Source organism: Herbiconiux sp. SALV-R1, from assembly GCF_013113715.1.
Lineage (GTDB): Bacteria > Actinomycetota > Actinomycetes > Actinomycetales > Microbacteriaceae > Herbiconiux.
The window spans coordinates 2,268,371-2,295,056 of sequence record NZ_CP053344.1; the positions used below are offsets into that span (position 1 = coordinate 2,268,371).

At 71.2% G+C, this 26,686-nt stretch carries 23 protein-coding genes; 6 read left to right on the plus strand and 17 right to left on the minus strand.

Annotation, left to right across the window (positions count from 1 at the left end; all coding sequences use genetic code 11):
• Window positions 1-24 precede the first annotated feature (24 nt).
• The gene (locus HL652_RS10865; protein WP_171705333.1) at window positions 25-822 is read left to right on the plus strand and encodes a YidC/Oxa1 family membrane protein insertase; all 798 of its coding nucleotides are present in this window, start codon (window positions 25-27) and stop codon (window positions 820-822) included.
• Between the two features lie 78 nt (window positions 823-900).
• On the opposite strand, the gene HL652_RS10870 is transcribed toward HL652_RS10865, so the two are convergent.
• From HL652_RS10870 to HL652_RS10890, 5 genes are all read right to left on the minus strand, one after another.
• Window positions 901-1,761 carry a coenzyme F420-0:L-glutamate ligase gene (locus HL652_RS10870; protein ID WP_171705334.1) on the minus strand — a complete coding sequence of 287 codons (861 nt, stop codon included), beginning with the start codon at window positions 1,759-1,761 and terminating at the stop codon, window positions 901-903.
• Window positions 1,758-2,729 carry a TIGR03557 family F420-dependent LLM class oxidoreductase gene (locus tag HL652_RS10875; protein WP_171707304.1) on the minus strand — a complete coding sequence of 324 codons (972 nt, stop codon included), beginning with the start codon at window positions 2,727-2,729 and terminating at the stop codon, window positions 1,758-1,760. Before HL652_RS10875 ends, HL652_RS10870 begins: the two co-directional genes overlap by 4 nt.
• Window positions 2,730-2,762: 33 nt before the next feature.
• Window positions 2,763-3,254, minus strand: coding sequence for a pantetheine-phosphate adenylyltransferase (gene coaD / locus HL652_RS10880; RefSeq protein WP_171705335.1), 492 nt, complete (start codon window positions 3,252-3,254; stop codon window positions 2,763-2,765).
• Between the two features lie 37 nt (window positions 3,255-3,291).
• Window positions 3,292-4,050 carry a hypothetical protein gene (locus HL652_RS10885; RefSeq protein ID WP_171705336.1) on the minus strand — a complete coding sequence of 253 codons (759 nt, stop codon included), beginning with the start codon at window positions 4,048-4,050 and terminating at the stop codon, window positions 3,292-3,294.
• Window positions 4,051-4,157: 107 nt separating this feature from the next.
• Window positions 4,158-6,422, minus strand: a complete 2,265-nt coding sequence (locus HL652_RS10890; RefSeq protein WP_171705337.1) for an ATP-dependent DNA helicase RecG — start codon at window positions 6,420-6,422, stop codon at window positions 4,158-4,160.
• Between the two features lie 69 nt (window positions 6,423-6,491).
• On the opposite strand from HL652_RS10890, the gene rsmD reads away from it, so the two are divergent.
• Window positions 6,492-7,106, plus strand: coding sequence for a 16S rRNA (guanine(966)-N(2))-methyltransferase RsmD (rsmD, locus tag HL652_RS10895; RefSeq protein WP_171705338.1), 615 nt, complete (start codon window positions 6,492-6,494; stop codon window positions 7,104-7,106).
• Between the two features lie 27 nt (window positions 7,107-7,133).
• Here rsmD and HL652_RS10900 read toward each other — a convergent pair whose 3' ends face one another.
• Entirely contained in the window at window positions 7,134-8,159 is a 1,026-nt protein-coding gene (locus tag HL652_RS10900; protein ID WP_253743868.1) for a thiamine-phosphate kinase, read from the minus strand.
• Window positions 8,160-8,279: 120 nt separating this feature from the next.
• On the opposite strand from HL652_RS10900, the gene HL652_RS10905 reads away from it, so the two are divergent.
• Window positions 8,280-8,858, plus strand: a complete 579-nt coding sequence (locus HL652_RS10905) for a DUF3515 domain-containing protein (RefSeq protein WP_171705340.1) — start codon at window positions 8,280-8,282, stop codon at window positions 8,856-8,858.
• 40 nt (window positions 8,859-8,898) lie between these two features.
• Here the strand turns inward: HL652_RS10905 and HL652_RS10910 are convergent, their stop codons facing one another.
• The 6 genes from HL652_RS10910 to leuC are packed head-to-tail and all read right to left on the minus strand — an operon-like array spanning window position 8,899 to window position 15,288.
• Window positions 8,899-9,987 (minus strand): D-alanine--D-alanine ligase family protein, encoded by a 1,089-nt coding sequence (locus tag HL652_RS10910; protein WP_171705341.1) that lies wholly within the window; start codon window positions 9,985-9,987, stop codon window positions 8,899-8,901.
• Window positions 9,887-11,035 carry an NAD(P)H-dependent glycerol-3-phosphate dehydrogenase gene (locus HL652_RS10915; RefSeq protein WP_253743193.1) on the minus strand — a complete coding sequence of 383 codons (1,149 nt, stop codon included), beginning with the start codon at window positions 11,033-11,035 and terminating at the stop codon, window positions 9,887-9,889. The genes HL652_RS10910 and HL652_RS10915 overlap by 101 nt, the downstream gene beginning before the upstream one ends.
• Complete coding sequence (locus tag HL652_RS10920) at window positions 11,032-11,814, minus strand: lysophospholipid acyltransferase family protein (protein WP_371743505.1); 783 nt, start codon at window positions 11,812-11,814, stop codon at window positions 11,032-11,034. The genes HL652_RS10915 and HL652_RS10920 overlap by 4 nt, the downstream gene beginning before the upstream one ends.
• Window positions 11,811-13,181, minus strand: coding sequence for a UDP-N-acetylglucosamine 1-carboxyvinyltransferase (murA, locus tag HL652_RS10925; protein ID WP_171705342.1), 1,371 nt, complete (start codon window positions 13,179-13,181; stop codon window positions 11,811-11,813). The genes HL652_RS10920 and murA overlap by 4 nt, the downstream gene beginning before the upstream one ends.
• A gap of 44 nt (window positions 13,182-13,225) precedes the next feature.
• Window positions 13,226-13,822, minus strand: coding sequence for a 3-isopropylmalate dehydratase small subunit (leuD, locus tag HL652_RS10930; RefSeq protein ID WP_171705343.1), 597 nt, complete (start codon window positions 13,820-13,822; stop codon window positions 13,226-13,228).
• 5 nt (window positions 13,823-13,827) lie between these two features.
• Window positions 13,828-15,288: a 3-isopropylmalate dehydratase large subunit gene (gene leuC, locus HL652_RS10935; protein WP_171705344.1), complete on the minus strand. Its 1,461-nt coding sequence runs from the start codon at window positions 15,286-15,288 to the stop codon at window positions 13,828-13,830.
• 193 nt (window positions 15,289-15,481) lie between these two features.
• On the opposite strand from leuC, the gene HL652_RS10940 reads away from it, so the two are divergent.
• Window positions 15,482-18,577 carry an alpha/beta hydrolase gene (locus HL652_RS10940; protein ID WP_171705345.1) on the plus strand — a complete coding sequence of 1,032 codons (3,096 nt, stop codon included), beginning with the start codon at window positions 15,482-15,484 and terminating at the stop codon, window positions 18,575-18,577.
• A 374-nt stretch (window positions 18,578-18,951) separates the two neighbouring features.
• Here HL652_RS10940 and HL652_RS10945 read toward each other — a convergent pair whose 3' ends face one another.
• Together HL652_RS10945 and HL652_RS10950 are read right to left on the minus strand one after the other, a co-directional pair.
• Entirely contained in the window at window positions 18,952-20,256 is a 1,305-nt protein-coding gene (locus tag HL652_RS10945) for a cell wall-binding repeat-containing protein (RefSeq protein ID WP_171705346.1), read from the minus strand.
• Between the two features lie 81 nt (window positions 20,257-20,337).
• On the minus strand, window positions 20,338-21,363 hold the full coding sequence (locus HL652_RS10950; RefSeq protein ID WP_171705347.1) for a TerC family protein: 1,026 nt from the start codon (window positions 21,361-21,363) through the stop codon (window positions 20,338-20,340).
• A gap of 201 nt (window positions 21,364-21,564) precedes the next feature.
• Here HL652_RS10950 and HL652_RS10955 point away from each other — a divergent pair, with 201 nt between their 5' ends.
• Window positions 21,565-22,377, plus strand: coding sequence for a TIGR00645 family protein (locus HL652_RS10955; protein ID WP_216603877.1), 813 nt, complete (start codon window positions 21,565-21,567; stop codon window positions 22,375-22,377).
• On the opposite strand, the gene HL652_RS10960 is transcribed toward HL652_RS10955, so the two are convergent.
• The 3 genes from HL652_RS10960 to HL652_RS10970 form a co-directional block, all read right to left on the minus strand.
• On the minus strand, window positions 22,364-23,032 hold the full coding sequence (locus HL652_RS10960) for a PadR family transcriptional regulator (protein WP_171705348.1): 669 nt from the start codon (window positions 23,030-23,032) through the stop codon (window positions 22,364-22,366). The two genes, HL652_RS10955 and HL652_RS10960, sit on opposite strands and share 14 nt — an antisense overlap.
• The gene (locus HL652_RS10965) at window positions 23,029-23,907 is read right to left on the minus strand and encodes a DUF4097 family beta strand repeat-containing protein (protein WP_171705349.1); all 879 of its coding nucleotides are present in this window, start codon (window positions 23,905-23,907) and stop codon (window positions 23,029-23,031) included. The genes HL652_RS10960 and HL652_RS10965 overlap by 4 nt, the downstream gene beginning before the upstream one ends.
• A gap of 116 nt (window positions 23,908-24,023) precedes the next feature.
• Entirely contained in the window at window positions 24,024-24,737 is a 714-nt protein-coding gene (locus HL652_RS10970) for a M23 family metallopeptidase (protein ID WP_171705350.1), read from the minus strand.
• A 123-nt stretch (window positions 24,738-24,860) separates the two neighbouring features.
• Between HL652_RS10970 and HL652_RS10975 the strand changes: the two genes are divergently transcribed.
• A complete protein-coding gene (locus HL652_RS10975) occupies window positions 24,861-26,636 on the plus strand; it encodes a glycoside hydrolase family 15 protein (protein WP_171705351.1) in 1,776 nt (591 codons plus the stop codon).
• Window positions 26,637-26,686 lie beyond the last annotated feature (50 nt).

Here is a 26,686-nt window from a genome sequence, read left to right on the forward strand (position 1 = left end):
ATCCGTCACTGATCGAGGAGTCCCATGAACATCTACGAATTCCCGCCCGTCGCGGCGGCACTCGACGGCGCCTACGCCGTCGTGCAGTTCCTCACCGAGCTGCTCTCCCCTCTCGCCGGAGCGAACGCCGCGGCCGCAGCCGTCGTGCTGCTCACCGTGATTGTGCGCCTCGCCCTCATCCCGGTCGGGGTGTCGCAGGCGCGGGCCCAGCTCATGCGCAAGCGGCTCGCGCCCCGGCTGCAGGAGCTGCGCCGCCGCCACGGCAAGAACCCCGAGCGTCTGCAGCGCGAGACCATGGCGCTGTACGCCGAAGAGAAGGCGTCGCCCTTCGCCGGATGCCTGCCCCTGCTCATCCAGGCCCCCGTGCTCTCGCTCGTGTACGGCGTGTTCCTGTTGCCGACGGTGAACGGGCACCCCAACTCTCTGCTCACCGAGACGCTCCTCGGGGCGCCCCTCGGCCGCAGCTTCGTCTCGGCGCTCACCGGCGGCGACGACCCGATCGGCGTGATCGTGGGCGCGATCGTGCTGCTCGTCATCGGCGTGATCGCCGTGCTGTCGCGCCGCCTGTCCATGCGCCTCGCCGCGCTCGGTGGTGCCACCCCTCCCGCAGTGCCCTCGCGGCCCTCCCCCGGCGGAACGAACACAACGGATGCTCTCGCCGCCCTGGCCCCCGACGGCAGCGTCGGTCGGCTGCTCAGCTGGCTCCCGCTGCTGACCGTGGTGTTCGCGGCATTCGTGCCCCTCGCCGCCAGCCTCTACCTGCTCGTCAGCACGAGCTGGACGCTGGGCGAGCGCACCGTGCTGAGCCGCCTCATCCGCTGAGGGTGCGGCGAGGCGGGCGCGGGGTCAGCTCAGCCCCGCTCCCCGTGGGGTCGCGCGGCCGACGCGGGCAGCCGCAGCTCAGCCCCGCTCGCCCCGCGCCGCCGCCCGCCCCGCCGCGAGCCCCGCGGCCAACCCCGCCTCGTACCCCTCGGCGTACCCCGCCGCCCGCCCCTCCGCGAGCGCCTCGTCGGTGCCGAGCCTGAACATGTCGCCGGGCCCGGTGCGGGTGAGGGCGCGCGCCGGGGTGTCGAGCGACTCCACCACGGCGTGCGCGAGCCCGCGCACGACGGCCACGGGCATGCCGCTCGCCTTGCCCTTCACGAGGTCGCCGGCGGAGGCCAGCTCGTCGGCGATCGCCGCCTGCGTGACGACGAGCTGCTGCCCGAAACTGTCGCGCGATCCGCGGAGGTCGTCGAGCACGGCCACCCCCGCCGCCCCGATCGCCTGGTCGATCTGCCCCTGCCGCCACGGCCGCCCGAGCGTGTCGGAGACGATCACCCCGAGCAGCACCCCGAACCGCTCCCGCAGCCCGCGGGCGAGCCGCGTCGCCGAGGCGTCGGGGTCGACCGGGAGCAGCAGGACCGTGCCCTCGGGCGTGTTCGACGCATCCACCCCGGCCGCCGCCTGCACGATGCCCTGCCGGTTCTCGACGATGCGGGTCACACCCCCGGGGTGCGCCCGGGTGGCCACCACCCGCACGGTCTCGGCGGTGATGGCGTCTTCGCGGTCGGAGGCGGCGACGACGCGCCCCTCCGCCTTCGACACGATCTTGCTGGTGACCACGAAGACGTCTCCGTCGCGCGGCTCGAGCCCCGCTGCTACCGCGGCGTCGCCGATGAGCGCGACCAGGTCGTCGCCCGCCGAGATCTCGGGAATGCCCCCGAACGCCGCCACCCGCAGGCCCCACGCGGCCCGCCCCTCGGCCCCTCCCCCGCTCACCGGTGCAGCTTCGGGATGACGTCGCGACCGAACACGTCGATCCACTCCTTCTGGTTGCGGCCCACGTTGTGCAGGTAGATGCGGTCGAATCCGAGGTCGGCGAAGCGCTGGATGTAGGCCCGGTGCGCATCCGGATCGCTCGAGATGTTCAGCCGCCCGTCGAAGTCGTCGGGCCGCACGAGCCGCGCGATCTGCTCGAACTCGAACGGACTGCGGATGTCGGCCTTCGGGAACCGCATCCCGCCGTTCGGCCACTCGGTGACCGCGTTCGCGAGCGCCTCCTCGTCGGTGGGCGCCCACGACAGATGCAGTTGCAGCACCTTGGGCATGGTCGACGGGTCGCGCCCCACCTCGCGAGCACCGTCGTCGAACTTCGCGAACAGCCCGGCGATCTTCTCCAGCGGCGCGCCGAGGTTGATCATGCCGTCGACGGTGCGCCCCGCCCGCCTGGCGGTGACCGGCCCGGCTGCCGCCACCAGGATCTCGGGCGCCTTCTCGGGCATCGTCCACAGCCTCGTCGACTCGAGGCTGAAGTGCGGGCCGTGGTGCTTCGCGTCCTTCCCGGCGAGGGATGCGGTGAACAGCTTGTTGATGACGTCGACCGCCTCGAACATGCGGTTGATGCGCTCGGGCGCCTCGGGCCAGTAGCCCCCGACGACGTGCTCGTTGAGCGCTTCGCCCGGCCCGATGCCGAGCCAGTGCCGCCCGGGGTACATCGCGCCTAGGGTCGCGGAGGCCTGCGCCACCATCGCGGGGTGCCAGCGGAAGCTGGGCACGGTGACGCCCGGCCCGATGTCGCCGTCGGTGCGCTCACCGAGCGCGGCGAGCACGTTCCAGACGAACGCGGCCTGCCCCTGCCGGGGCACCCAGGGCTGGAAGTGGTCGGCGGCCATCACCCCCGTGAAGCCGTGGTTCTCGGCGTAGACCGCGAGCTCGATCGCGTCGCTCGGGGCGAACTGCTGCAGCATCGCGGCGTAGCCGACGGGGATGCGCTCCACGCGTCAGTCCGCGGTGTGCTTGAGGAACTCCGCCACGACGGCGGGCACGTACGGCGCCACGTCGCCGCCGAGCGCCGACACCTGGCGCACGAGCGAGCTCGAGACGTGGGCGTGGGCGGGGTCGGGCAGCAGGAAGATCGTCTCGACGTCGGCGAGGTTTCGGTTCACGATCGCCATGGGCGTCTCGTAGGCGACGTCGATCTGCGAGCGGATGCCCTTCACGATGGCCGTCGCGCCCACGTCGGTGCAGTAGTCGACGAGCAGCCCCATGCTCCACGAGCTGATGACGATGCCGGCCCCCGTGAGCTCGCGCTCCTCGAGCGACTTCTCGATGAGCGACACCCGGTGGGCGATGGGGATGAGGGCGTGCTTGTCGGGGTTGTGCACCACGACGACGTGCACCTCGTCGAAGATCGAGGCAGCGCGCTCGATCACGTCGAGGTGACCGAGGGTGATGGGGTCGAAGGAACCGGGGACGACGGCCACACTGCTCATGCCCCCAAGGCTATCAAGGGCGGATGCGGCGATGACGTCAGGAGACCAGCTCGTGGTCCCCGCTTCCCGCCCGGACCGTCTCGGCGACGGCCGCCACGGGCCGTGCCGCGGCCTCGGCGGCGACGAAGCCCTCGACCAGCGCGATCGACGTCGCCAGGAGCTCGTACAGCCTCTGGTCGGGGTAGTCGGCGCACGCCGAACGCACCCCGTCGACCGCCATCGCGATCGTGGCCTGCGTCTGCCGGCGGGTGATCTCGCCGCGCTGCCAGCGGAGATTGCGCTCGAGGAAGCGCTCGGCCCAGCGGTGCGCCTCGGGCGCCGCGGCGAGTGCGTCTTCGAGCTCGGCGAGCACCGCGGTGGTGGCTGCGGCGTGCGCGGCGACGGCCGGCGCGGGGAGCCGCCGAAGCGCCGCACGGCACACCAGCGCGCCGACACCGAGCGCGTGCTGGCGGTCGACGGGCGCCTCGGGCAGCGAGCGCGCCACGGTGTGCACGGCGAGCAGCAGGTCGAGACGGATGTCGTCGCTGGTGAGGCCGATGACCCCCGGCACCAGGGGCGCCAGCCGGGTGCGCGCCTCGTTCGAGGTGAGGTCGTTGACGGCGCGGGCGAGGTGCGCGAGGCCCGCGTGGGTGCACGCGGGATGGTCGCTCCACCGCTCACCGGCGAGGAAGGAGGCGTACTCCATGAAGCAGGCGCCCGACCGGGCACTGCGATGCTTCCCCGCACCGAGTACCGGCATGGCGTCGAAGCTCAGGCCTGCTGCGGGCCTCGTGCGTCGTGGCTTCAGAATGGGCATGTTCCACCTCGTCTCCGCTGACTTCCACTGTGCGCCCGTCGCGCCGAATTATCAATGGGGTGCGGCGCTCAATCGCGAGGTGCGCGAGACGACGAGGAGACCGTCGCTCAGGTCTTGGCGAGGAAGCTCCGCTCCGACTCGCGCAGGCGCCGCTCGAGGGCGTCGCGGAGGGCCGGATGCTCGTCGAGCCCGGGATCGTCGCCCACCACGGCGAAGGCCGCGGCCCTCGCCTCCTGGATGAGGTCGGCGTCTTTCACCACCCGCAGCAGACGCAGTGACGAGCGCCCGCCCGACTGGGTGCTGCCGAGCACGTCGCCCTCGCGGCGGAGCTCGAGGTCGACCTCGGCGAGCTCGAAACCGTCGAGCGTCGACGCCACCGCGTCGACCCGTTGCCGGGCCACCGACTCGGCCTCGGCGCGACTGACCAGGAGGCACAGGCCGGGCACCCCGCCTCGGCCGACGCGGCCGCGCAGCTGGTGCAGCTGGCTCACCCCGAAGCGGTCGGCGTCGAGCACGACCATGGTGGAGGCGTTCGGCACGTCGACACCCACCTCGATGACGGTCGTGGCGACCAGCACGTCGATCTCACCCGCGGCGAACGCCCGCATCACCGCGTCTTTCTCGTCGCTCGGCATGCGGCCGTGCAGCGCCTCGATGCGCCGGCCGGCGAGGAGCGGCATGGCCCTCAGCTGCGCGAGCGTGTCGACGACGTTCGCCTTCGCGGGAGCGGCGAGACCGTCGCCTTCCGCGGGTTCGGAACTCTCTTCCCCGTCAGCCGGATCGGCGGGCTCCACCGGATCTGCAGGATCGATGGCGGGGCAGACGACGAACGCCTGCCGGCCCTGCTCGAGCTCTTCGGCCACCCGCTGCCAGATGCGCGGCCCCCAGCCCGGCTTCTCGGCGAGCGGAACGCTGAAGCTCTCGATGCCCTGCCGACCGGCGGGCAGCTCCGAGATGGTGGAGACGTCGAGGTCGCCGAACACCGTCATCGCCACCGTGCGCGGGATGGGCGTCGCCGTCATGACGAGCACGTGGGGCGGGGTGGCGCCCTTCTGCCGGAGGGTGTCGCGCTGCTCGACGCCGAAGCGGTGCTGCTCGTCGACCACCACGAGCCCGAGGTCGTAGAACTGCACCTTCTCCGACAGCAGGGCGTGCGTGCCCACCACGAGCTTCGCCTGACCCGAGACCATGCGCAGCAGCGCCTTCTTGCGCTCGGCGGTGGAGAGCTGGCCGGTGTGCAGCGTCGGCATCAGCTCGGCGGCGAGGTCGGGGCCGAGCACCTTCACGATCGACCTGAGGTGCTGCGAGGCGAGCACCTCTGTGGGCGCGAGCAGCGCCGACTGCCCGCCCGAGTCGGCGACCGCGAGCATGGCGCGCACCGCCACGAGCGTCTTGCCCGAACCCACCTCGCCCTGCAGCAGACGCATCATGGGGATGTCGCCCGCGAGATCGCGGGCGATCTCGGAGCCCACCAGCTGCTGGTCGGCGGTGAGCCGGAACGGCAGCGCGGCGTCGAAGCGCTCGAGGTAGCCGCCCGGCTTCGGCACGCGCGGTGCGGTCTTCACCGCGTGCGCCGCCCGGCGCTGGCTCACCAGTGCCGACTGCAGCACGAAGGCCTCGTGGAAGCGCAGGGTGTCGCGGGCGCGCATCCATTCCCCGTCTTTCTGCGGTCGGTGGATCTGCTCGTAGGCGCGCCCGAGCGGCAGGATGCCCTGCTCGTCGCGGAGCTCGGCGGGAACCGGGTCGGGGACGGAGCCGCGCAGCGCGTCGAGCACGAGCGATACCGAGTTCGCGATCTGCCAGCTCTGCAGCGTGGAGGTGGCCGGGTAGATGGGGATGGGCATCTCGGCCCAGCGGCGTGCCTCGGCGTCGTCGAGCGCCGAGGGGTCGACGAGACCGTCGGCGCCGGCGGCCGCGCCGAGCTCGTCGAAGAGCTCGTAGTTGGGGTGGGCGAGCTGGAGCGCCCCGCGGTAGTTCGAGACCTTGCCGGCGAAGATGCCGCGCACTCCCGGCCGCAGCTCGCGGGCACGCCAAGCCTGGTTGAAGAAGGTGAGGGTGATGATGCCCTCGCCGTCGGAGATGGAGACCTCGGTGAGGGAGCCGCGACGCGCCCGCATCTGCCGCTCCTTCACGTCGCGCACCTCGGCGACGATGGTGACGTTCTCGTCGAGCGGCAGCTTCGAGATGGCGGTGAGCTCGCCCCGGCGCGCGTAGCGCCGCGGGTAGTGGCTCAGCAGATCGCCCGCCGTGGCGATGCCGAAGGCCTTCTCGAACGCCCCCGCCGTGCGCCCGCCGAGCAGGCCGGTGAGCTTGCTGTCGAGGGTGAGGCCCGACGCGCTCGCGCCCGAGGGGGTGCGAGCGGGGCCGGTCATGCCTCGAGTCTAGGCGCGGCCGCCGACAGCCGGGCGGGGCCGGGCGCCGATGGGGATAAGGTGCTCCACGTGACTCGCATCATCGGAGGGGCCGCCGGCTCCCTCACTCTCGCCGTACCCCGCTCGGGAACCCGCCCCACCAGCGACCGGGTGCGCGAAGCGATCTTCTCGGCCCTCGACGCCCGCGGCGGCCTCGACGGCCTGCGGGTGCTCGACCTCTACGCCGGCTCCGGTGCCCTCGGGCTCGAGGCCCTCAGCCGCGGTGCCGCGACCGTCACGCTGGTCGAGCGCAACGCGGGTGCGGCGCGCGTCGCCCGCCAGAACGCAGCCACGGTCGAGCGCGCCGTGCGTGCGGCGGGCACGGCGACGGATGCTGCTCCCGCGCGCGTCGACGTGGCAGCCCAGGCCGTGCAGCAGTACCTGCGCGGGCTGCCGGTGGTGCCGGGCGCCGGTTTCGACGTCGTGTTCCTCGACCCGCCCTATGAGCTCGACGAGACTGAGCTCGGAGCCGACCTCGAGCTGCTGGTGCCGTTGCTCGACCCCGACGCCACCGTGCTGGTGGAACGCAGCAGCCGCTCTCCCGGGCCCCGCTGGCCGCGAGGCCTCGAGCTCGACCGCTCGAAGGCCTACGGCGAGACCGTGCTCTGGTGGGCCTCGCCTACCACCCCCTCCGCTGAGGGCTGAACCGGCACCGTGCTCCGGATGCGCGGCTCAGCCGGCCGCGCCGTCCCACCCCTCGTAGGGGTCCCAGCCGCCGCGGGCGGAGTAGGGCGTGTCGCCGAGCAGCACCGGCTCGGCTGCGTCGACCGGGTCGCCGATCTCGCCCAGCCGGCGGAAGCCCTCCGGCAGCTCGGCACCCGCGGGGAACGTCGCGAGCAGCGCATGGTCCTCCCCGCCCGCCAGCACGAAGTGCGAGGCGTGGTCGGAGACCACGGCGTCGAGGTCGTTCAAGGCCCTCGCCTCGCGCGCGATCGCCGCGGGGTCGAGCCGCACCGAGCATCCGCTGGCCACCGCGAGACGCCGGGCGTCGAGCACGAGCCCGTCGGAGACGTCGAGCATCGCCGTCGCGCCCGCAAGGGCAGCCCGCACACCCGCCTCGATGGGCGACACGGGTGCCAGCTGAGCCTCGACGAGCTGCGGATGCGCCTCCCGCACCGCGCGCGCCCGCACCTCGTCGGGCGCCGTCGTGCCGCGCTGCTCGGAGACGCCGTTGCGGAACAGCAGCCACAACCCCGCGCCCGCCCGGCCCAGGTCGCCGGCCACGGCGAGCACGTCGCCTGTCGAGGCACCGGATCGGGTGACCGGGGCGCGGCCGTCGAGGTCTCCGAAGGCGGTGACCGCGAGGGTCAGGGTCGACGACACGGAGAGGTCACCGCCGACGACCCCGCAACCGGGCGCGGCCAGCGCACAGGCGTCGCGGAGCCCGTCTGCGATGCCGAGGAGGGTCGACACGGGGGTCTCGAGCGGCGCGGCGATCGCCACCACCAGCGCGGTCGGCCGCGCCCCCATGGCGGCGACGTCGGAGAGGTTCGTCATCGCGGCCTTCCAGCCGAGGTCGTGCGCGGTCGACCAGGCCGACCTGAAGTCGGGCCCGTGGATCATCATGTCGGTCGTCACCACGAACCGCCCGTCGGGCGCCGCCACCACCGCGGCGTCATCGCCCGGACCGAGCAGCTCGCCCTCGGCGTGCGGCAACCGCGGGAAGATGCGCCGGAGCGTCTCGCCCTCCCCCACCACCGCGAGCGTCTCCGAGGCGTCGAGGGAGTCGGCGGTGGAGCCGTCGAGGGATCCGTCGTGATCGTCGTTCGCAGCGAAACCGGAGTCGGGGAGCACCTCACAACGGTAGCCTGAACAGCGATGTCCTCGCCCTCCAGCCCTACCCCGCACCCCGCCTCGCCCCGGCTGCCGCGCCGCTCCGCGCTCCGCGCGACCGCGCTCGCCACCGCCGGTCTCGCCGCAGCCGCCCTGCTCAGCGGATGCTCGACCGCCGTGGCCCTGGAGCCCGCGCCCGACGCCACCGACCCCGCCTGCGCCGACGTCATCGTGCGCCTGCCCGACACCGCGGCCGACGCCGAACGGCGCGAGACCGACGCCCAGGCGACGGGCGCCTGGGGCAGCCCCGCCTCGGTGCTGCTGCGCTGCGGCGTCGAGCCCTACGGCCCCACCACGCTGCCGTGCGACAACGTGAACGGCGTCGACTGGATCCGCGACGACTCCGAGGCCCCCACCTACGTCTTCACCACCTACGGCCGCACGCCGGCCGTGCAGGTCGTCGTCGACTCGAACGCCGTCTCGGGCACGAGCGCCCTCGTCGACCTGGAGGCCGCCGTCGCCGCCATCCCGCAGACCGACGCCTGTCTCAACGCCGACGACGTGCTCGGCACCGAGACCACCCCGACGCCGACCCCGACGCCCACGCCGGGCCCTCAGAATTAAGTCAGGGCGCGACGACGCGACGCGACTCTCTCAGCGCGCCCTACTCCTCCAGCGCGAGCGCGATGAGCTCCTCGATGAGCTCGGGATACGTCACCCCCGAGGCGATCCAGCACTTGGGGAACATCGAGATGGGCGTGAACCCCGGCATCGTGTTGATCTCGTTCACCACGAACCCGGTCAGGGTGAGGAAGAAGTCGACCCGTGCCAGCCCGGCGCCGTCGATGGCGGCGAAGGCCCGGGCGGCCAGCGACTGCATCTCGGCGAGCTCGTGCGGTGCGAGCGGCGCCGGGCAGACGAGCTCGACCCCGGCCGCCCCGAGGTACTTGGCCTCGAAGTCGTAGAACTCGCGCGTGGTCATGACGATCTCGCCCGCCACCGACACCCGCGGAGACCCGCCGCCCCGGCCGCCGAGCACGGCGCACTCCACCTCGCGGCCCACGACGGCCTGTTCGATGAGCACCCGCGAGTCCTCCCGCAGCGCCACCTCGATCGCCTCCGCCAAGCCGTCGGGAGACGAGACCTTGCTCACCCCCACCGAGGAGCCGGCCCGGGCGGGCTTCACGAACACCGGGTAGCCGAGCGTTCCCGCTGAGGCGACCACCGCATCCGGAGCCGCCGCCCACTCGCGGGCGGTCAGGGTGCGCCACGGGGCGACGGCGATGCCAGCCTTCTCGAGCACGGTCTTGGTGAAGTGCTTGTCCATGCCGAGGGCCGACGCGAGCACACCCGAGCCCACGTAGGGCAGGCCGATGAGCTCGAGCAGCCCCTGCACCGTGCCGTCTTCGCCGTACGGGCCGTGGAGGATGGGGAACACCACGTCGATGTCGCCGAGCGAGCGCTCGGTGCCGTCGGCCTCGCGCACGGTCAGCTCGCGCGACCGGGTGGATTCGGGCCAGTGCACCCGGGTGCCGTTGTCGACGACCTCGGGCAGGGCCTCGACGTCGAGCCGGAACTTCGCCGGGTCGGCGTCTTCGAGCACGAACGCCCCGTCGCGGGTGATGCCGACGGGCACGACCTCGAAGCGGGTGCTATCGATCGCCTCGAGCACCCCGCCCGCCGTGGCGCAGCTGATCGAGTGCTCGCTGGAGCGACCTCCGAAGAGCACCACCACCCTGGTCTTGCCTGGCATCGAGAGTCCTTTCGCCCTGCGGCGCCGAATCGTCGTCGGTCGTCAGGTGGGGGGCAATGTCTTTCGGATCGAGCGTACCGGCCAGCACCTGGCTCACCTGACGGCAGATGGGCATGTCGACGCCCTGGGCCTCCGCGAGCGCGAGCACGGGCGCCACCGAGGCCAGCCCCTCCGCCGTCTGCTGCATCGACTTCACCACGTCGGCGAAGCTGTAGCCCTGGCCGAGCAGTCGCCCGGCGGTGTTGTTGCGGCTGAGCGACGATCCGCTCGTGGCGATGAGGTCGCCGAGGCCGGCGAGGCCCGACAGGGTTTCCGGATGCCCGCCGTAGGCCACCGCGAAATCGGTCATCTCGACGAGTCCCCGCGTGATGATCGAGGCCTTCGTGTTCTCGCCGTAGCCGACACCGTCGACGATGCCGATGGCCACGGCGATGAGGTTCTTCAGAACTCCCCCGAACTCGGTGCCGATGACGTCGGTGTTCACGTACGACCGGAAGTAACGGTTGGTCGCGATGGTCGCCACCGCCTCGGCGGTCTCGAGGCTCGTCGAAGCGACGACCGCGGCGGTGGGCTGCTCCTTCGCGATCTCGAGGGCGAGGTTCGGCCCCGAGGCCACGGCGATGCGCGCCGGGTCGATCTCGAGCACGGTCTCCAGCACCTCGCTCATGCGGAGGCCGGTGCTCTTCTCGACGCCCTTCATGAGGCTCGTGATGGGGGCGTCGGCGGGCAGGGCGGCACGGATGTCGGCGAGGTTGCCGCGCAACGACTGGCTCGGCACCGAGACGAAGACGTACTGCGCGCCGTCGAGCGCTGCCGCCACGTCGGAGGTGGCCGTGACCGAGGCGGGGAGGTTCACGCCCGGCAGGTAGTCGCTGTTGCGCTTGGCCTCGCGGATCTCCTTCGCGAGCTCGGGGCGGCGGGCCCAGAGGGTGACGTCGGAGCCGCCGTCGGCGACGACCTTCGCGAAGGTCGTTCCCCAGCTGCCCGCGCCCAGCACGGTGACGCGGGGGCGCGGCGCCTGCGCCTGCCCCCGGGGTGCGCGGCTCACTGCTCGCGCTCCTCGAGTCGGCCGTACTCGGTCTGGTTGTGGGCCGCCGGGTTCCAGCGCTCGGCCGGGGCGGTCTCGCCGCGGAGCTCCTCGAGCAGGGCGGTGATTGCGGCCATCACCCGGTCGGTGCCCTCCACGAGCACCTTCTGCGTGATGGGCTGGCCGCGCAGGTCGTCGAGGTCGACGGGCTCGCCGAACGAGATCTCGATGCGCTTGCGCGGGAACACGCTGAGCTTCTTCGAGTAGCGCGGCAGCACCGCCTGGGTGCCCCAGTGCGCCGCCGGGATGAGCGGCACCCCGTGCTCGAGCGCGAGCCGCACGGCGCCCGTCTTGCCGCGCATCGGCCACATGTCGGGGTCGCGGGTGAGCGTGCCCTCGGGGTAGACGATGACGCCCTTCTCGTGCTCCACCAGGTCGTTGGCGGCGGCGATGGGCGCGTTGCCCCGGCCTGAGCCGGCGCGGTCGACCGGGATCTGACCGCTGCGCCGCAGCGCGAACCCCACGACGGGTACCTTGAACAGCGACGCCTTGGCGAGGAAGCGCGGGGCCCGCCCCAGCTTCCACACCGCCCACGCCATGATGACGGGGTCGATGTTGCTGTAGTGGTTCGGGCTCAGCACGAACGGGCCGGTGGCCGGGATGCGCGCCCCACCACGGATGTCGAGCCTGGCGATGACGTTCAGGAACGGCACCACCAGCGCCTCGAGCATGGTGAACGCGACCGTGCGCTCGTGACGACGGCGCTTCGGCAACGACTCCGGAGACACCGCCGTCGTCACCGGAGGAACGAGAAGTCGGCGCCCAGTTTCTCGAGCTTGCCCACGAAGTCGCCGTAGCCGCGGGCGATCAGGCCCACGTTCGAGATCTCGGAGCGGCCCTCCGCCACGAGCGCGGCGATGAGGTGGCTGAAGCCACCGCGCAGGTCGGGAACCTCGAGCTCGGTGCCGTGCAGCTTCGTGGGGCCGGTGATGACCGCCGCCTGCTCGAGCGGCCGACGGGGCACCCGGCGGTTCGGGTCGGCGAGCCCCTCCTTGTGCACCTCGATGTTCGCACCCATCTTGATGAGCGCATCCGTGAAACCGAAGCGGTTCTCGTACACCGTCTCGTGGACGATGGAGGTGCCGTGCGCCTGGGTGAGGGCGACGATGAGCGGCTGCTGCCAGTCGGTCATGAAGCCGGGGTGCACGTCGGTCTCGATGACGACGGGCTTGAGGTCGCCGCCCGGGTGGTAGAAGCGGATGCCGTCTTCCTCGATGTCGAAGGCGCCGCCGATCTTGCGGAAGACATTGAGGAAGGTCATCATCTCCGACTGCTTGGCGCCGGTGGTGAAGATCGAGCCGCCGGTGGCGAGCGCGGCGGAGGCCCAGGATGCTGCCTCGTTGCGGTCGAACAGCGCCCGGTGGTTGAAGCCGTTGAGCGTCTCGACGCCCTCGATGAAGATGGTGCGGTTCGGCTCGACCGAGATGATCGCGCCCATCTTCTGCAGCACGGCGATGAGATCCATGATCTCGGGCTCGATCGCCGCGTTCTTCAGCTCGGTGGTGCCCAGCGCACGCACACCCGTCAGCAGCACCTGCTCGGTGGCGCCGACGCTCGGGTAGGGCAGCTCGATGTTCGCGCCGCGCAGCCCGTTCGGGGCGGTGATGTTGATGCCGCTCGGCAACTTGTCGACGACCGCTCCGAAGGCGCGCAGCGCATCGAGGTGGAAGTCGATCGGCCGGTCGCCGATGCGGCAGCCACCGAGGTCGGGGATGAACGCGTGACCGAGGCGGTGCAGCAGCGGGCCGCAGAACAGGATGGGGATGCGGCTCGAACCCGAGAGCGCGTCGATCTCGGCGCTCTTCGCGCTCGCCACGTTCGCCGGGTCGAGCTGCAGCACGCCGGTGGCGGCGCTGCCCGTGATCTTCACCCCGTGGATCTCGAGCAGGCTCGCCACCACGTGCACGTCGCTGATGTCGGGAACGTCTCGCAGGGTCGACGTGGTGTCACCGAGGAGGGAGGCGACCATCGCCTTGGTGACGAGGTTCTTGGCCCCGCGCACGTCGATCGTTCCGCGGAGCGGACGGCCGCCGTTGATGACGATCGTGTCGGACGTCAATCCGACGCGTTCGGCTGCCTTCCGACCATCCTGGACGAGACTGTTCACTGGATCACCTGCACTGACTTCTGTCGCTTGTTCGACCGATTCGATTACTTCACCGGAAGTGTTCTAGGTCGCCAACTCTCGCGGCGGCTCTCGAATTCCGTGATGGCCGCCTCGTTGCGGAGAGTCAGCCCGATGTCGTCAAGACCCTCGAGCAACCTCCACCGAGTGTAATCGTCGATGGTGAAGGAGACTGTGAGGTCGCCGATGGCGGCGGTTCGCTCGATCAGGTCGACGGTGATCTCGACGCCGGGCTGCGCCTCGATCGCCGCCCAGAGCTTCTCGACGTCGTCTTCGTCGACCTGGCCGGCGAGCAGGCCCTGCTTGCCCGAGTTGCCGCGGAAGATGTCTGCGAAGCGCGGGGCGAGCACGGCCTGGAAGCCGTAGTCGCGGAGTGCCCACACCGCGTGCTCACGGCTCGATCCGGTGCCGAAGTCGGGGCCGGCCACCAGCACTCGGGCGTTCTGGTAGGCGGGCTGGTTCAGCACGAACTCGGGGTCGCTGCGCCACGCCGCGAAGAGTGCGTCTTCGAAGCCGGTCTTGGTGACGCGCTTGAGATAGACGGCGGGGATGATCTGGTCGGTGTCGACGTTCGCGCGCTTCAGCGGAACGGCCACCCCGGTGATGATGTCGATCTTGTCCATGGGTATCAGGCTCCTACCATCTCGCGCTGCGCATCCGCTGTCTCGTCGAGGTCGGCCACGCCCGAGAGCGTGCCCCGGATGGCGGTCGCCGCGGCGACCACGGGCGACACCAGGTGGGTGCGGCCGCCCTTGCCCTGGCGGCCCTCGAAGTTGCGGTTCGAGGTGCTCGCACAGCGCTCGCCGGGGGCGAGCTGGTCGGGGTTCATGCCGAGGCACATCGAGCAGCCGGCGAAGCGCCACTCGGCGCCGAACTCCTCGACGATCTTGTCGATGCCCTCGGCCTCGGCCTCGATGCGCACACGGGCGCTGCCCGGCACCACCATCACGCGCACGTTCTCGGCCTTCTTGCGGCCCTTGATGATGCTGGCGAAGGCACGCAGGTCTTCGATGCGGCTGTTCGTGCACGAGCCCATGAACACGGCGTCGACGGCGACCTCCTTGAGGGGGGTGCCGGCCTTCAGGTCCATGTACTCCAGGGCCCGCTCGGCGCTCGCGCGCTCGTTGAGGTCGTCGATGTCGGCGGGGTTCGGCACCACGTCGCTCAGCGAGACGCCCTGACCGGGGTTCGTGCCCCAGGTGACGAACGGTTCCAGCGCATCCGCGTCGATGAAGACCTCGGCGTCGAAGACGGCGCCCTCGTCGGTGGGGAGCGTCTTCCAGTAGGCGACCGCGTCCTCCCAGTCCTGGCCCTGCGGGGCGTGGGGGCGGCCCTCGAGGTAGTCGAAGGTGGTCTGGTCGGGGGCGACCATGCCCGCACGGGCGCCCGCCTCGATCGACATGTTGCAGATGGTCATGCGGCCGTCCATCGACAGGGAGCGGATGGCGCTGCCGCGGTACTCCAGCACGTAGCCCTGGCCGCCGCCGGTGCCGATCTTGGCGATGACGGCGAGGATGATGTCTTTCGCGGTGACGCCCGGCTTCAGCGTGCCCTCGACCGTGATGGCCATCGTCTTGAACGGCTTGAGCGGCAGGGTCTGCGTGGCCATGACGTGCTCGACCTCGCTGGTGCCGATGCCGAACGCCATCGCCCCGAAGGCGCCGTGGGTGGAGGTGTGGCTGTCGCCGCAGACCACGGTGATGCCCGGCATGGTGAGGCCGAGCTGCGGGCCGACGACGTGCACGATGCCCTGCTCGACGTCGCCGAGGGAGTGCAGGCGCACCCCGAACTCCTGCGCGTTCTTGCGGAGGGTGTCGATCTGGGTGCGGCTCGTGAGGTCGGCGATCGGCTTGTCGATGGCGAGCGTCGGGGTGTTGTGGTCTTCGGTGGCGATGGTGAGGTCGAGGCGGCGCAGCGGCCGGCCCTCGGCGCGCAGGCCGTCGAAGGCCTGGGGGCTCGTGACCTCGTGCACCAGGTGCAGGTCGATGTAGATGAGGTCGGGGCTGCCGTCTTCGCCCTTGACCACGAGATGGTCGTCCCAGACCTTCTCGGCCAGGGTGCGGGGTCGGGTGCTCGCGGGAGTGCTCATGATTCGCGTGTCCTTCGGAGAGTAAGTGGGTCAGCCAACGACGAACTCCGCGACGAGGGAGGCCTGAGAACTAGGACTCGTCGCGGCAGCGAAGGAGAAGGCGACCGAACAGCACCTGCCGATCGTACCACTGCCGGTGGGCGAGGTCGTGGTGGCTGCTGCTCGTCTTGTACTGTCGTGGCCAGGGGGAACAATGACTCGGTTCGATCGTCGGGTGCTCACGGGCGCTCTTGCTGTGCTCTGCTCGGTCGCGCTTGTGGGGGCGCCGGCTGTCGCGTCTGCTGCTGCCGCGTCTGCCGGGTCTGCCGCGTCTGCCGCTCCGACCGCGGGCTCCTCCGCGCCGGCGGCACCGGTCGCGTCCGGCGCCGACTGGACCGTCGAGCCGCTCGCCGACGGTTCCGGCTACCGCGTCACCAAGACCGTCAGCGACCTCCCCGACCGCTCCGCCGTGCCCGTGCTCTGGGCCGACGGTGTGGCGCTCGGCGCCGCGGTGCGCACGGCCGACGGCACGGGCCTCGTCGTCGACACCTCCGACGAACACGTGCTCCAGGCGACGTCGGTGCTCGTGGGCTGGAGCGGCGAGGGCGACCCGGCCGACGACGCCGCGGCGCGCGACGGCGACGACAGCGCGGACGGGGCACGAGCATCCGTCACCCCGCCCACCAGCGGCAGCACCACCGCCGCCGGTGCCGCCCAGCTCGACGTCGACCCGGGCGCCCCCGGCCCCTACGTCGTCGAGCGCGCCGACTACGACCTCGGCGACGAGGCCGAGGAGATCTACGGCTTTGACGGCGCCCGCGGCGAGATGCGCGCGGCCGTCTACCTGCCGCAGGGGCTCGCGGGCGAGCTGCCCGTGGCGGTCTTCCTGCACGGCCAGCACATCGCCTGCGCCACCGACGACCCGGATGCGCCGGCGGTCTGGCCGTGCGCCGCCGGCGAGACCGAGATCCCCAGCTACCTCGGCTACGACGGGCCCGCCGAGGCGCTCGCGTCGAACGGGTACGCCGTGGTATCGATCTCGGCGAACGCCATCAACCGCCTGAACGGGCTGCACGGTGCCGACCAGGGAACGGATGCGCGGGGTCACCTGGTGCTCGACCACCTCGCACTGCTGCGCGCCGCCGACGCCGGCCCCGTCGACGGGATCGGGTCGTCGCTCGTCGGCCGCCTCGACCTCGACCGCGTCGGTCTCATGGGCCACTCCCGCGGGGGTGACGGGGTGGTGCGGGCCGCGGTGCTCAACGCGTCGACTCTGGTCGGAACGCCCGAGGGCGCCTTCGGCATCGCATCCGTTCTCGCCCTCGCCCCCACGAACTTCACGCGCACGGCGCTGCCCGACGTGCCCACCGCGGTGCTGCTGCCCTACTGCGACGGCGACCTCGTCGATCTGCAGGGTCAGCACTACGTGAACGACTCGCGGCACGCCTTCGGCGACGACGTACTGCGCTCGACGGTGCTCGTGCTCGGCGCGAACCACAACGCGTTCAACACCGTGTGGTCGTCGCCCGAGTACCTCGAGTCGGGTGACGACTGGGACGAGAACCCCACGCTCGGGCCTGACGACCCCACCTGCGGGTCGCCCGCTCCGTCGCGACTCACCCGCGACGAGCAGTACGCGGTGGGCACGGCCTACGTCGCCGGGTTCTTCCGCCTCACCCTCGGTGACGAGACGTCGCTGCTCGGTCAGTTCGACGGCTCGGATGCGCGGCCCGCGTCGATCGGGCGCGCCGACGTGCGCGTCACCGCGGTGTACCCCTCGTCGGCTCGTCTCGACGTGAACACCTTCGCCGATCCGGCGGTCTCGGTCGCGACGTCGGGGCGCGGCGTCGCCTCGTACTGCGAGAGCACGGAGAACATCGCCGACCCGTCGTCGCTCCCGTTCTGCCTCTCGGGGAACGTCCACCCGGAGCAGGCCGGCGAGTTCGCGGGGTCGTTGTACGGCGCGCGCATCCCCGCGACGACGTCGCTGCACTTCCAGTACTCAACGGAGCCGGCCGGCCGTGCGGAGCCCTCGACGCTCGTGGTCGATGTGCCGGGCGGGTCGCTCGACGCGTCGGGCGCCGAGTTCCTGACCGTACGGGCGATGCCCGACGAGACGGTGGTGGACTCGACGGAGCTCACCGTCACCGTGGTCGATGCGGCGGGTGGATCGGCGACGGTGAACGCCGCCGACTTCGGCGCGGCGCTGACGCGCCTGCCCGGGTCGAGTTCGGCGCTGCCGAAGATGCTCTACCAGGATCTGCGCATCCCGGTCTCGGCGCTCGACAGCGTCGACCTCACGCGCGTCGCGTCGGTCGTGTTCACCGGTGTCGGCACGGGTGCCGTGCTGCTCTCCGACCTGGCGTTCGTGACCGCACCCTCGATCGGGTCGGCAGCTGTGGTGCAGCGCGCAGTGGTCTCGGTGCAGCACGGTGCCGTCGATGTCGACGCCTCGGTGTCGTCGGCGAAGGTAGCCCTGGTGCTCGCGCAGCCGGCGTCGGAGCCGGTGCGTGGCTGGCTCACGCACTACGCCTCGGACCAAGACCTGCACGCCCTGCCGTTCACGGTCGAGACCGGCTCGCGCTGCGTCGCGGTCGACGTGCCGCTCGGCACCCGTCGGCCTGACACCGGTCGGCGCTCGGGCTTCGGCACGAGCGTCGGACTCGTCACCGGCGGCGGCGTGGTGGGTGCCGCGTTCGACAGCATGCTCCTGCGTGACACCGCCGTTCCCGTCGTCGACGGCGACCCGACCACCCTCCCGTACGGCCTCCAGGGCGACGCTTGCGCCGAGGCCCTGGCGGCCGAGTCTCCGGTGCCGCTCACCGCTCCCGCCACGGCGGCGCAGGGCTCCGTCGTGCAGCTCTCTGCCTCGGGCTACCGCCCGGGCGAGGGCGTCACCGCCCGCCTCGGCGACACCCCCGTGGCCGCAACCCTCGCCGACGCCACCGGCACCGCCACCCTCCCCGCAACCATCCCCACCACCTCCCCCCTCGGCCCCACCACACTCACCTTCACGGGCTCCGGCTCCGCCCTCCGCGCCACCTCCCCCCTCACCATCACCCCCGCCCCATCTCCGACGCCGACCCCGACGCCGCCCGCGCCCTCACCCGACCCGTCGCCCGCGCCGACCCCCGACCCAGGCACCGGATCGGGGTCGGTTTCGAGCCCCGACGGTACCCGCTTGGCCGCCACCGGCGTCACTCCCGACTCACTCACCCTCCCGCTGATGGGGTCTCTCGCCGCACTCGTCGTGGGCTCGGCGCTCCTCCTCGGCCTGCGCACGCGCGTTCGCGCCCGCTCGCGCCACTGACGCGCCCCGCTGACACGCCACTGCCGACAGGCTCCCGCCCACAGGCCACCGCCGACAGACCACTGCTAACGCGCCCCAGCCCACACGCCATCGCCGACAGACCACCGCCAACACGCCCCAGCCCACACGCCATCGCCGACAGACCACCGCCAACACGCCCCAGCCCACACGCCATCGCCGACAGACCACCGCTGACGCACCCCAGCCCGCACGCCCTGCTGATAGGCCCCCGCCCCCACGCCACCGCTGACACGCCCCCACTCCGCCGACCGGATCCACACGCCACCGCCTGGACCCCGCCGTAGACACGACTCTCGCTGACCGGCTCTTAACGAACCGGTCAGCAAGGAAGCGCGCCCACGTGGCGACGTGGACTATCCGAGGTGGGTGGCGAGTTGGTCGTAGGTGGTGGCGGAGATGGTGGTGGGGCCGCCGAGGACGACGATGCGGGTGGGGTTCAGGCGGTCGAGTTCGGTGGCGGTGGAGGTGGGGATGCCGTCGCGGGTGACGAGGAGCACCGGGGCGTGGGCGCGGATGGCTGCGGCGGAGCCGGAGAGCGCGTCGGGGAAGACCTCGCCGGAGGCCACGTAGACGGTGTGGTCGACGAGGGGCAGGAACGTCTTCTCGGAGACCGTGGCGGCGGTGGCGTAGCGGTCGGTGCCGGCAATGCGCGCACCCACCAGGCCAGCGAGTCGGTCGACCTCGGCGCGGGTGGTCTCACTGATGGTGTTGGCTCCGCCGAGCACCACGACGGCGAGCGGCTTCAGGCGACCCAACTCCGTGGCGACGGCAGCCGGCACCGCGTCTTTCTGCACGAGGAGGACCGGCCCGCCCAGGCGACCCGCAGCCGCCGAACCCGAGAGGGCATCGGGGAACACCTCGCCGGAAGCGATGTAGACCACGGGGCGAGCCGGGGCGAAGGTGCGGACCGAGACTGCCGCTGAGACGGCGTAGCGGTCGGCGCCGGCGACGCGGGTGACGTCCTTGGCGCCGTAGGTGCCGAGGGCGGTCTCGACCGTGGTGGAGACGGTGTTCGACCCACCGAGCAGCACGATGTGGTCGGGTGACAGGCGCTGAAGTTCTTGGTCGACCGCCCCCGGGATGGCGCCATTCTGCACCAGCAGCACCGGAGCATCCTTCGCCCCGGCGGCCGCCGAGGCCGACAGCGCGTCGGGGAACACCTCGCCCGAGGCCACGAAGACCGTGTCGACGTCGGCCGGGAACTTGCGCGCCGACACCGCCGCAGCGGTGGCGTAGCGGTCGGCACCGTCGATGCGCTCGATGACGGGGTTCGTCGTGATCGTCACCGTCGCGGTCGACCCCGCGCAGAACGCCAGCGGCTTCGGCAGCTTGAGGCAGTACTGGAACGTGTCGGTGCCCGCCCAGCCCTCGAGCGGCGTGTAGGTGAACGAGCCGTCGGGCAGGATGCCGGAGAGCGTGCCGTGCACCGGCGGGGTCTCGAGGGAGATGAGCAGCCCGAGCCCCACGTCGATTCCGAGGTCGTTGGCGAGCAACCCCGAGGCGGCATCGACGGTGAGCACCGCATCGGTGGAGAGCGAATAGGCGTCGTCGACGGCATCCGCATCGGCGGCCGAAGCCGCGTTGGGCGCAGCCAGCGCGAGTGCGGCGACGGCTGCCGCAGCGAGCAGAGCCCCCGCGCGGGGAACGGATCGGGACATGGTTACCCTCCAGGATCGAGACGACGTGGTGTCGTCAATCCTGGGCGCGAACAGCCCCCGAGCAGCGTGAGTAGTTGTTGCCTACTCCGAGCGCTCCGGCTCCCCCTGAGCCGCCTCCTTCAGCTCCTCCTTTACCGACGCGCCGCGCCGCTTCATGACGACGAGCGACGCGATCGTCGCCACCGCCATCGAGAGGATGATGACGGCGAGCGACGTCCACGTGTCGATGTCGGGGATCCACTCGATGTGCTCGCCGCCGTTGATGAACGGCACCTCGTTCTCGTGCAGCGCGTGGAAGACGAGCTTCACCCCGATGAAGGCGAGGATGAACGCGATGCCGTAGTGCAGGTAGATGAGCCGGTCGAGGAGACCGCCGAGCAGGAAGTACAGCTGCCGCAGCCCCATCAGCGCGAACACGTTCGCCGTGAACACGATGAACGGGTTCTGCGTGATGCCGAAGATCGCCGGGATGGAGTCGAGCGCGAACAGCAGGTCGGTGGAGCCGAGCGCGATGAACACGATGATCATCGGCGTGAAGATCCTGTGCCCGTCGACGACGGTGCGCACCTTGGCCCCGTCGAAGTCGTCGGAGATGCGTACCTGCCGGCGCAGCATCCGCACCAGCCGGTTCTCACCCGCACCCTCGTCGTCGTCGTGCCCGAAGGCCTGCTTGAACGCCGTGTAGAGCAGGAACGCGCCGAAGATGTAGAAGATCCAGCTGAGCGACTCGATGAGCTGCGCCCCGATGAGGATGAAGATGCCGCGCAGCACCAGCGCGATGATGATGCCCACCATCAGCGCCTCCTGCTGGTACTTCCTCGGCACGTTGAAGCGGCTCATGATGATGACGAAGACGAACAGGTTGTCGATCGACAGGCTGTACTCGGTGAGCCAGCCGGCGAGGAACTGCCCCGCCTGCTCGCCGTCGGAGAACAGCAGCATGAGCAGCGCGAAGATCAGCGCGAGCCCTACGTAGAAGACCACCCAGAGCGTCGCCTCCTTGAACGACGGCACGTGCGGTCTCTTGTACGCCAGCACCAGGTCGGCGGCGAGGATGAGCACGAGCACGACCAGCGAGACGATCTCGAAGGCGACGGGAAGTTGCACGGAAGGCGACCTTTCAGGTGTTTTCAGACAGCACGAGGCTCCGAAAGTCTCTCCTGCGCTCGCACGGTGTCAATCGGGTTGACGGATGCGCGCCGCTGCCCCCGGGTGCACGACGACGGGCACCGTGATGACGATGGCAGCGAAGTGGATACTCCCCTTCTCAGGGCAATAGTACAGCCGCGCCGCCTCTAGGATTTCCTCGTGAGCCGAGACGATCGACCCGACAGCACGAGTTCCTCAAGCACCGCAGCCGACCGCGCCTATCGCGATTCCCCCACCTCCAAGGCGCTCGGCTACTTCATCTTCGCCAGCCGCTGGCTGCAGGCACCGCTCTACTTCGGCCTGATCGTGGCGCAACTGGTGTACGTGATCGTCTTCATGGTCGATCTGGCGCACATCGTCGAAGACGTCGCCACCGGCATGACCGACATCGACGAGACCAAGATCATGCTCGCCGTGCTCGGTCTCATCGACGTGGTGATGATCGCGAACCTCCTGATCATGGTGATCATCGGCGGCTACGAGACGTTCGTGTCGAAGATCAGGGTGCACGGCCACCCCGACGAGCCGGAGTGGCTCGCGCACGTCAACACGAACCTGCTCAAGGTGAAGCTCGCGGTGTCGATCATCTCGATCTCGTCGATCCACCTGCTGCGCACCTTCATCGAGGTGGGTGACATCGGGGCGCCCGACGCGCACTCGGAGACCGGTGAGAGCTACACCGAGGCGGGTGTGTTCTGGCAGGTGATGATCCACCTGTCGTTCGTGGTCTCGGCTCTCGCACTCGCGCTCATCGACCGCATGTCGCACCACGGCTCGCGCGGCCGCAAGAGCCGCCGGATCGACCCCACCGAGCCCACGGCCCCGCGCCCCGGCTTCGGCGGAGGCGCGAGCGGCGCCGGCACCGGCACCGGCACCGGCACCGGCACGACCCCCGAGCCCCTCCCGGCCGGGGCCGTGCCGGCCACCGCGGTGCGCGGCTACCTCGTCGACGGCAGGTTCATCGAGGCCTGAGCTCGTCGCGGAACTCGGCCCGCACCTCGTCGAGCCGCAGCTTCAACCGGTCGACGACCGCGGGGTCGAGGCTCCGCGCCGAGGCCTTCCGCAGGTCGAGCCTCATCGCCTGCCGGAAGTCGGTGAGCGCCACATCCGCCGACCGCAGCGCCTCCGCCGACTCGGCCCGGCTCGGGAATCCGGATGCGTCGGAACCGCCGGTCTGCGACCATCCGGCACCGGAGGCTCCCGCCGACCGGGCCGAGCGCGCCGACTCCTTCGCCGAGGCGCGCGCCTCGCGGGCCGCCGACGCGAGGTCGGCCTTGAGGCTCTTCATCGCCTCGTTGACCCCCGACCGCACCTCGTCGGCGATCCGCCGCACCGAGTCGGAGAGCTGGGCCTCGATCTCGTCGAGCTCACCGCGACGCGACTCGACCTCGGCGCGCCCCGCATCCGTGATGGAGTAGACGGTCTTGCGCCCGTCGGCGGTCTTGGTGACGAGCCCTTCCTCCTCGAGCTTCGCTAGCCGCGGGTAGATGGTGCCCGCGCTCGGGCTGTAGGTGCCGCCGAAGCGGTCGCTGAGCGCCTGGATGAGCTCGTAGCCGTGCTTCGGCGACTCGTCGAGCAGGCTCAGCAGGTACAGGCGCAGGTGTCCGTGGCCGAAGACGGGGGTCATGCCGTCGCCCCCTCGTCGAAGGAGGGAGCGGATGCGGCGGAGGCACCGGCCGGCGTCTCCGCCGTCCCGTCGCCCGACTCCTCCCGGAACATGACGGTGATGTCGCCCGAGACCGAGTTCGCCCTGAACTCCGTCCACGCCCCGTCGAGTTCGCCGGTGTGGCCGTTGTAGCCGCCACCGCGGAGTCCCTTGATGGTGGAGGGGCCGAGCTGGAGGGTGCCCGAGACCGAGTTGACGTTGTAGCGTGCCGCCGTGCTCTCGTCGAGGCGCACGGTGAGGTCGCCCGAGACGGTGTTGTTCTGGATCTCGTCGGGCACACCCGTGCTGTCGACGAACACCTCCCCCGCGACGCCGTCGCAGGAGAAGCGGCGGATGGCGCCGGAGACCGTGATGTCGCCCGACACGGTGTGCGCGTTGACGAGACCGGTGTGATCGCGCACCAGCACCTCGCCGCTCACCGTGTTGAGGTCGAGGTCGCCCGTCACCGAGTCGACGACGACGTCGCCGTTGACGGTGCTCACCCGCGCATCCGCCTGCAGCCCCGAGATGAGACCCGAGGCCGAGATGACACCGAACTTGAGGGCGACGTCGCGCGGCACCAGGATGCTCACGTCGGCCTTCGCGTTGCCGCGCCACGACTTGAACACCTCGATGAAGTTGTCCCAGCGCAGCTGGGGGTGGTCGATCTCGAGGGCGTCGCCGTCGATGGAGATCTTCAGGTCTTTGCCCGAGACGGAGTGCACCTCGATGCGGGCGCCCGGCTCGTCGTGCCCGATGATGTCGACCTGCCCGCCGATGAGGCCGACCTTGAGCGAGCGCACGAGCTCGATGTCGATGACTCTCGGACCGTCGACGATCCACTTCTCCAAGACCATGATGACCTCCCGGTCGAAGTCGCGTTATATCGCGTTTCTGCTTCTGGGGACACGATAGATCGCGACCGACCCGAAAGTCAAGATATATCGTGAGTCGCCAGGAGGGGCGCGAGGCGTCAGATGATCCCGTGCTCCGTCATGAACGGCATCGGGTCGTAGCGCACGCCGTCGGCGCCGTAGAGCTCGAAGTGGGTGTGCTCGGTGGTGGCGTTGCCCGTGCGGCCGGTGAGGCCGATCACCTGGCCCGCCTTCACGGTGTCGCCGACGCCCGCCATGAGCGAGCCGTCTTGGAAGTGCATGTACATGCTGCACACGGCGACCCCGCCCACCTTGTGCGCGATAGAGATGTAGACGCCGCCCGTGCCGCCGTTGCCCGAGGCTCCGATGACGATGCCGTCGGCGATCGCGTGCACGGGCACGCCCGGCCCGTTCAGCATGTCGATGCCCTTGTGGAAGCCCTCGGCGCGTGGGCCGAACAGGTCGGACATGCGGTTGCCGTCGGGGTAGACGGGTGAGAAGCCCGCGGTCTCGGCCACCGCATCCGCCCCGGCCTGGCACTGGGCGCCGCCGTAGCCGCCCTGGCTGGAGGCCACGGGCTTCGGCGTGGGTGTCGGCGTGGGGGTGTGGATGACGTAGCCGTCGCGGGCGACGGCGGCGAGCTGGCCAGACGCCGCGTCGAACGACTGCTCGGCCCCGGGGGCGGCGTCGATGCGGATGTCGTCGAACGACCCGACGGTGGCGAGGGAGGCGGCGGGAACGGAGGTGGCGACCGCGACGCCGACCACGAAGGTCATGGCGACGACGCCCAGCACGGTTCCGCGGTACTTCACCCCGTCATTCTTCATCGGCAGCTGCCGGAGCACAACACGGCAGGCACACCCGGCACACCCGGCACACCGGGCGGCCCAGCGCGCCCGAGTGCACGTGTCGGTGGTTCGCACCAGAATCGGAGCATGTCACTCCCCATCGCGGACTACGCACTCATCGGCGACTGCCACACCGCGGCCCTGGTCGGCACCGACGGCAGCATCGACTGGCTGTGCCTTCCCCGCTTCGACTCCGCGTCGACCTTCGGTGCGCTCCTCGGCACCGAGGAGCACGGCCGCTGGGTCGTCGCACCCGCCGACCCGGGCGCCACCAGCACCCGCTCCTACCTCGACGACACCTTCGTGCTGGTCACCCGCTGGCAGACCGAGCAGGGCGTCGCCGAGGTCGTCGACTTCATGCCCATGGGCGCGGGCCGCGCCGAGGTGGTGCGCCGGGTGCGGGGCGTCGAGGGCACCGTGCGCCTGCGCGAGGAGCTCGCCATCCGGTTCGGCTACGCGGATGCGCTGCCGTGGATGCGCCAGGCACCCGAGCAGGGCGGCAACGCGGTCGTGGGGGTGGCCGGGCCCGACGCCGTGATCGTGCGCGGCCCCGCCCTCACCGCCTCGAACCACGCCCACACCGCCGAGTTCGAGGTGAGCGAGGGCGACGAGATCGACATCGTGCTCACCTGGTACCCCTCCCACCGCAACCCGCCGGGAGCCCTCGACGTCTCGGAGCAGCTCGACGACACCCTCGCCTGGTGGCGCGAGTGGGCGTCGGCGGCCCCGGTCGAGGGCGAGTACGCCGAGGCGGTGAGGCGCTCCCTGCTCGTGCTGCGCGCCCTCACCCACGCCGAGACGGGCGGCATCGTCGCGGCGGCCACGACGAGCCTCCCCGAGCAGTTCGGCGGCGCCCGCAACTGGGACTACCGCTACACCTGGATCCGCGACGCCTCGCTCACCCTGAGCGCCCTCATGATCTACGGCTATGAGGCCGAGGCCGGTCACTGGCGCCGGTGGCTCCTCCGCGCCATCGCGGGCGACCCCGCCGACATCCAGATCATGTACGGGCTCTCCGGCGAGCGCCACCTGCCCGAGTACGAGCTCGCCAGCCTCCCCGGGTACCAGGGCTCCTCCCCCGTGCGCGTCGGCAACGACGCCTCCACGCAGTACCAGGGCGACATCTTCGGCGAGCTCATGATCGCCCTGCGCGAGGCCCGGCGCATCGGCGTCGACGAAGACCAGTACTCCTGGCCGCTGCAGCGCTCCCTGCTGGGCTTCCTCGAGAAGACCTGGCAGCGGCCCGACAACGGCATCTGGGAGATCCGCGGCCCGCAGCAGGCCTTCACCCACTCCCGGGCGATGATCTGGGCGGCGTTCGCCTGCGGGGTCGAGGCCGTCGAGCACTATGGTCTGCCGGGTGATGCCGCGCGCTGGGCGGAGCTCCGCGACACCATCCGCGCCGAGATCGAGGAGCACGGCTACGACGCCGAGCGCAACACCTTCGTGCAGCATTACGGCGGCACGCAGGTCGACGCCTCGCTGCTGCTGCTCGGGCAGATCGGCTTCGTCGCCCCCGACGACCCACGGATGCTCGGCACGGTCGCACAGATCGAGAAGGAGCTGCTGCGCGACGGCCTCCTCATGCGCTACCGCACCGAGACCGGTGTCGACGGGCTGGCCGGCGGCGAGCATCCGTTCCTCGCCTGCTCGTTCTGGCTGGTGGGACAGTACGCGCACTCGGGCCGGCTCGACGACGCCCGCGCGCTGATGTCGAAGCTCGTGGCCCTCTCGAACGACGTGGGCCTGCTGTCGGAGGAGTACGACGTCGAGGGCCGACGGCAGGCGGGCAACACACCGCAGGCGTTCTCGCACCTCGCGCTCGTGCGCGCCGCCGATGCGATCGCGCGCGCCTCGGCGTAGGCGGGGGCTCTCCCGGGGGCGGCGCGCACGCTTTGCCGTGTCGTCGGCTG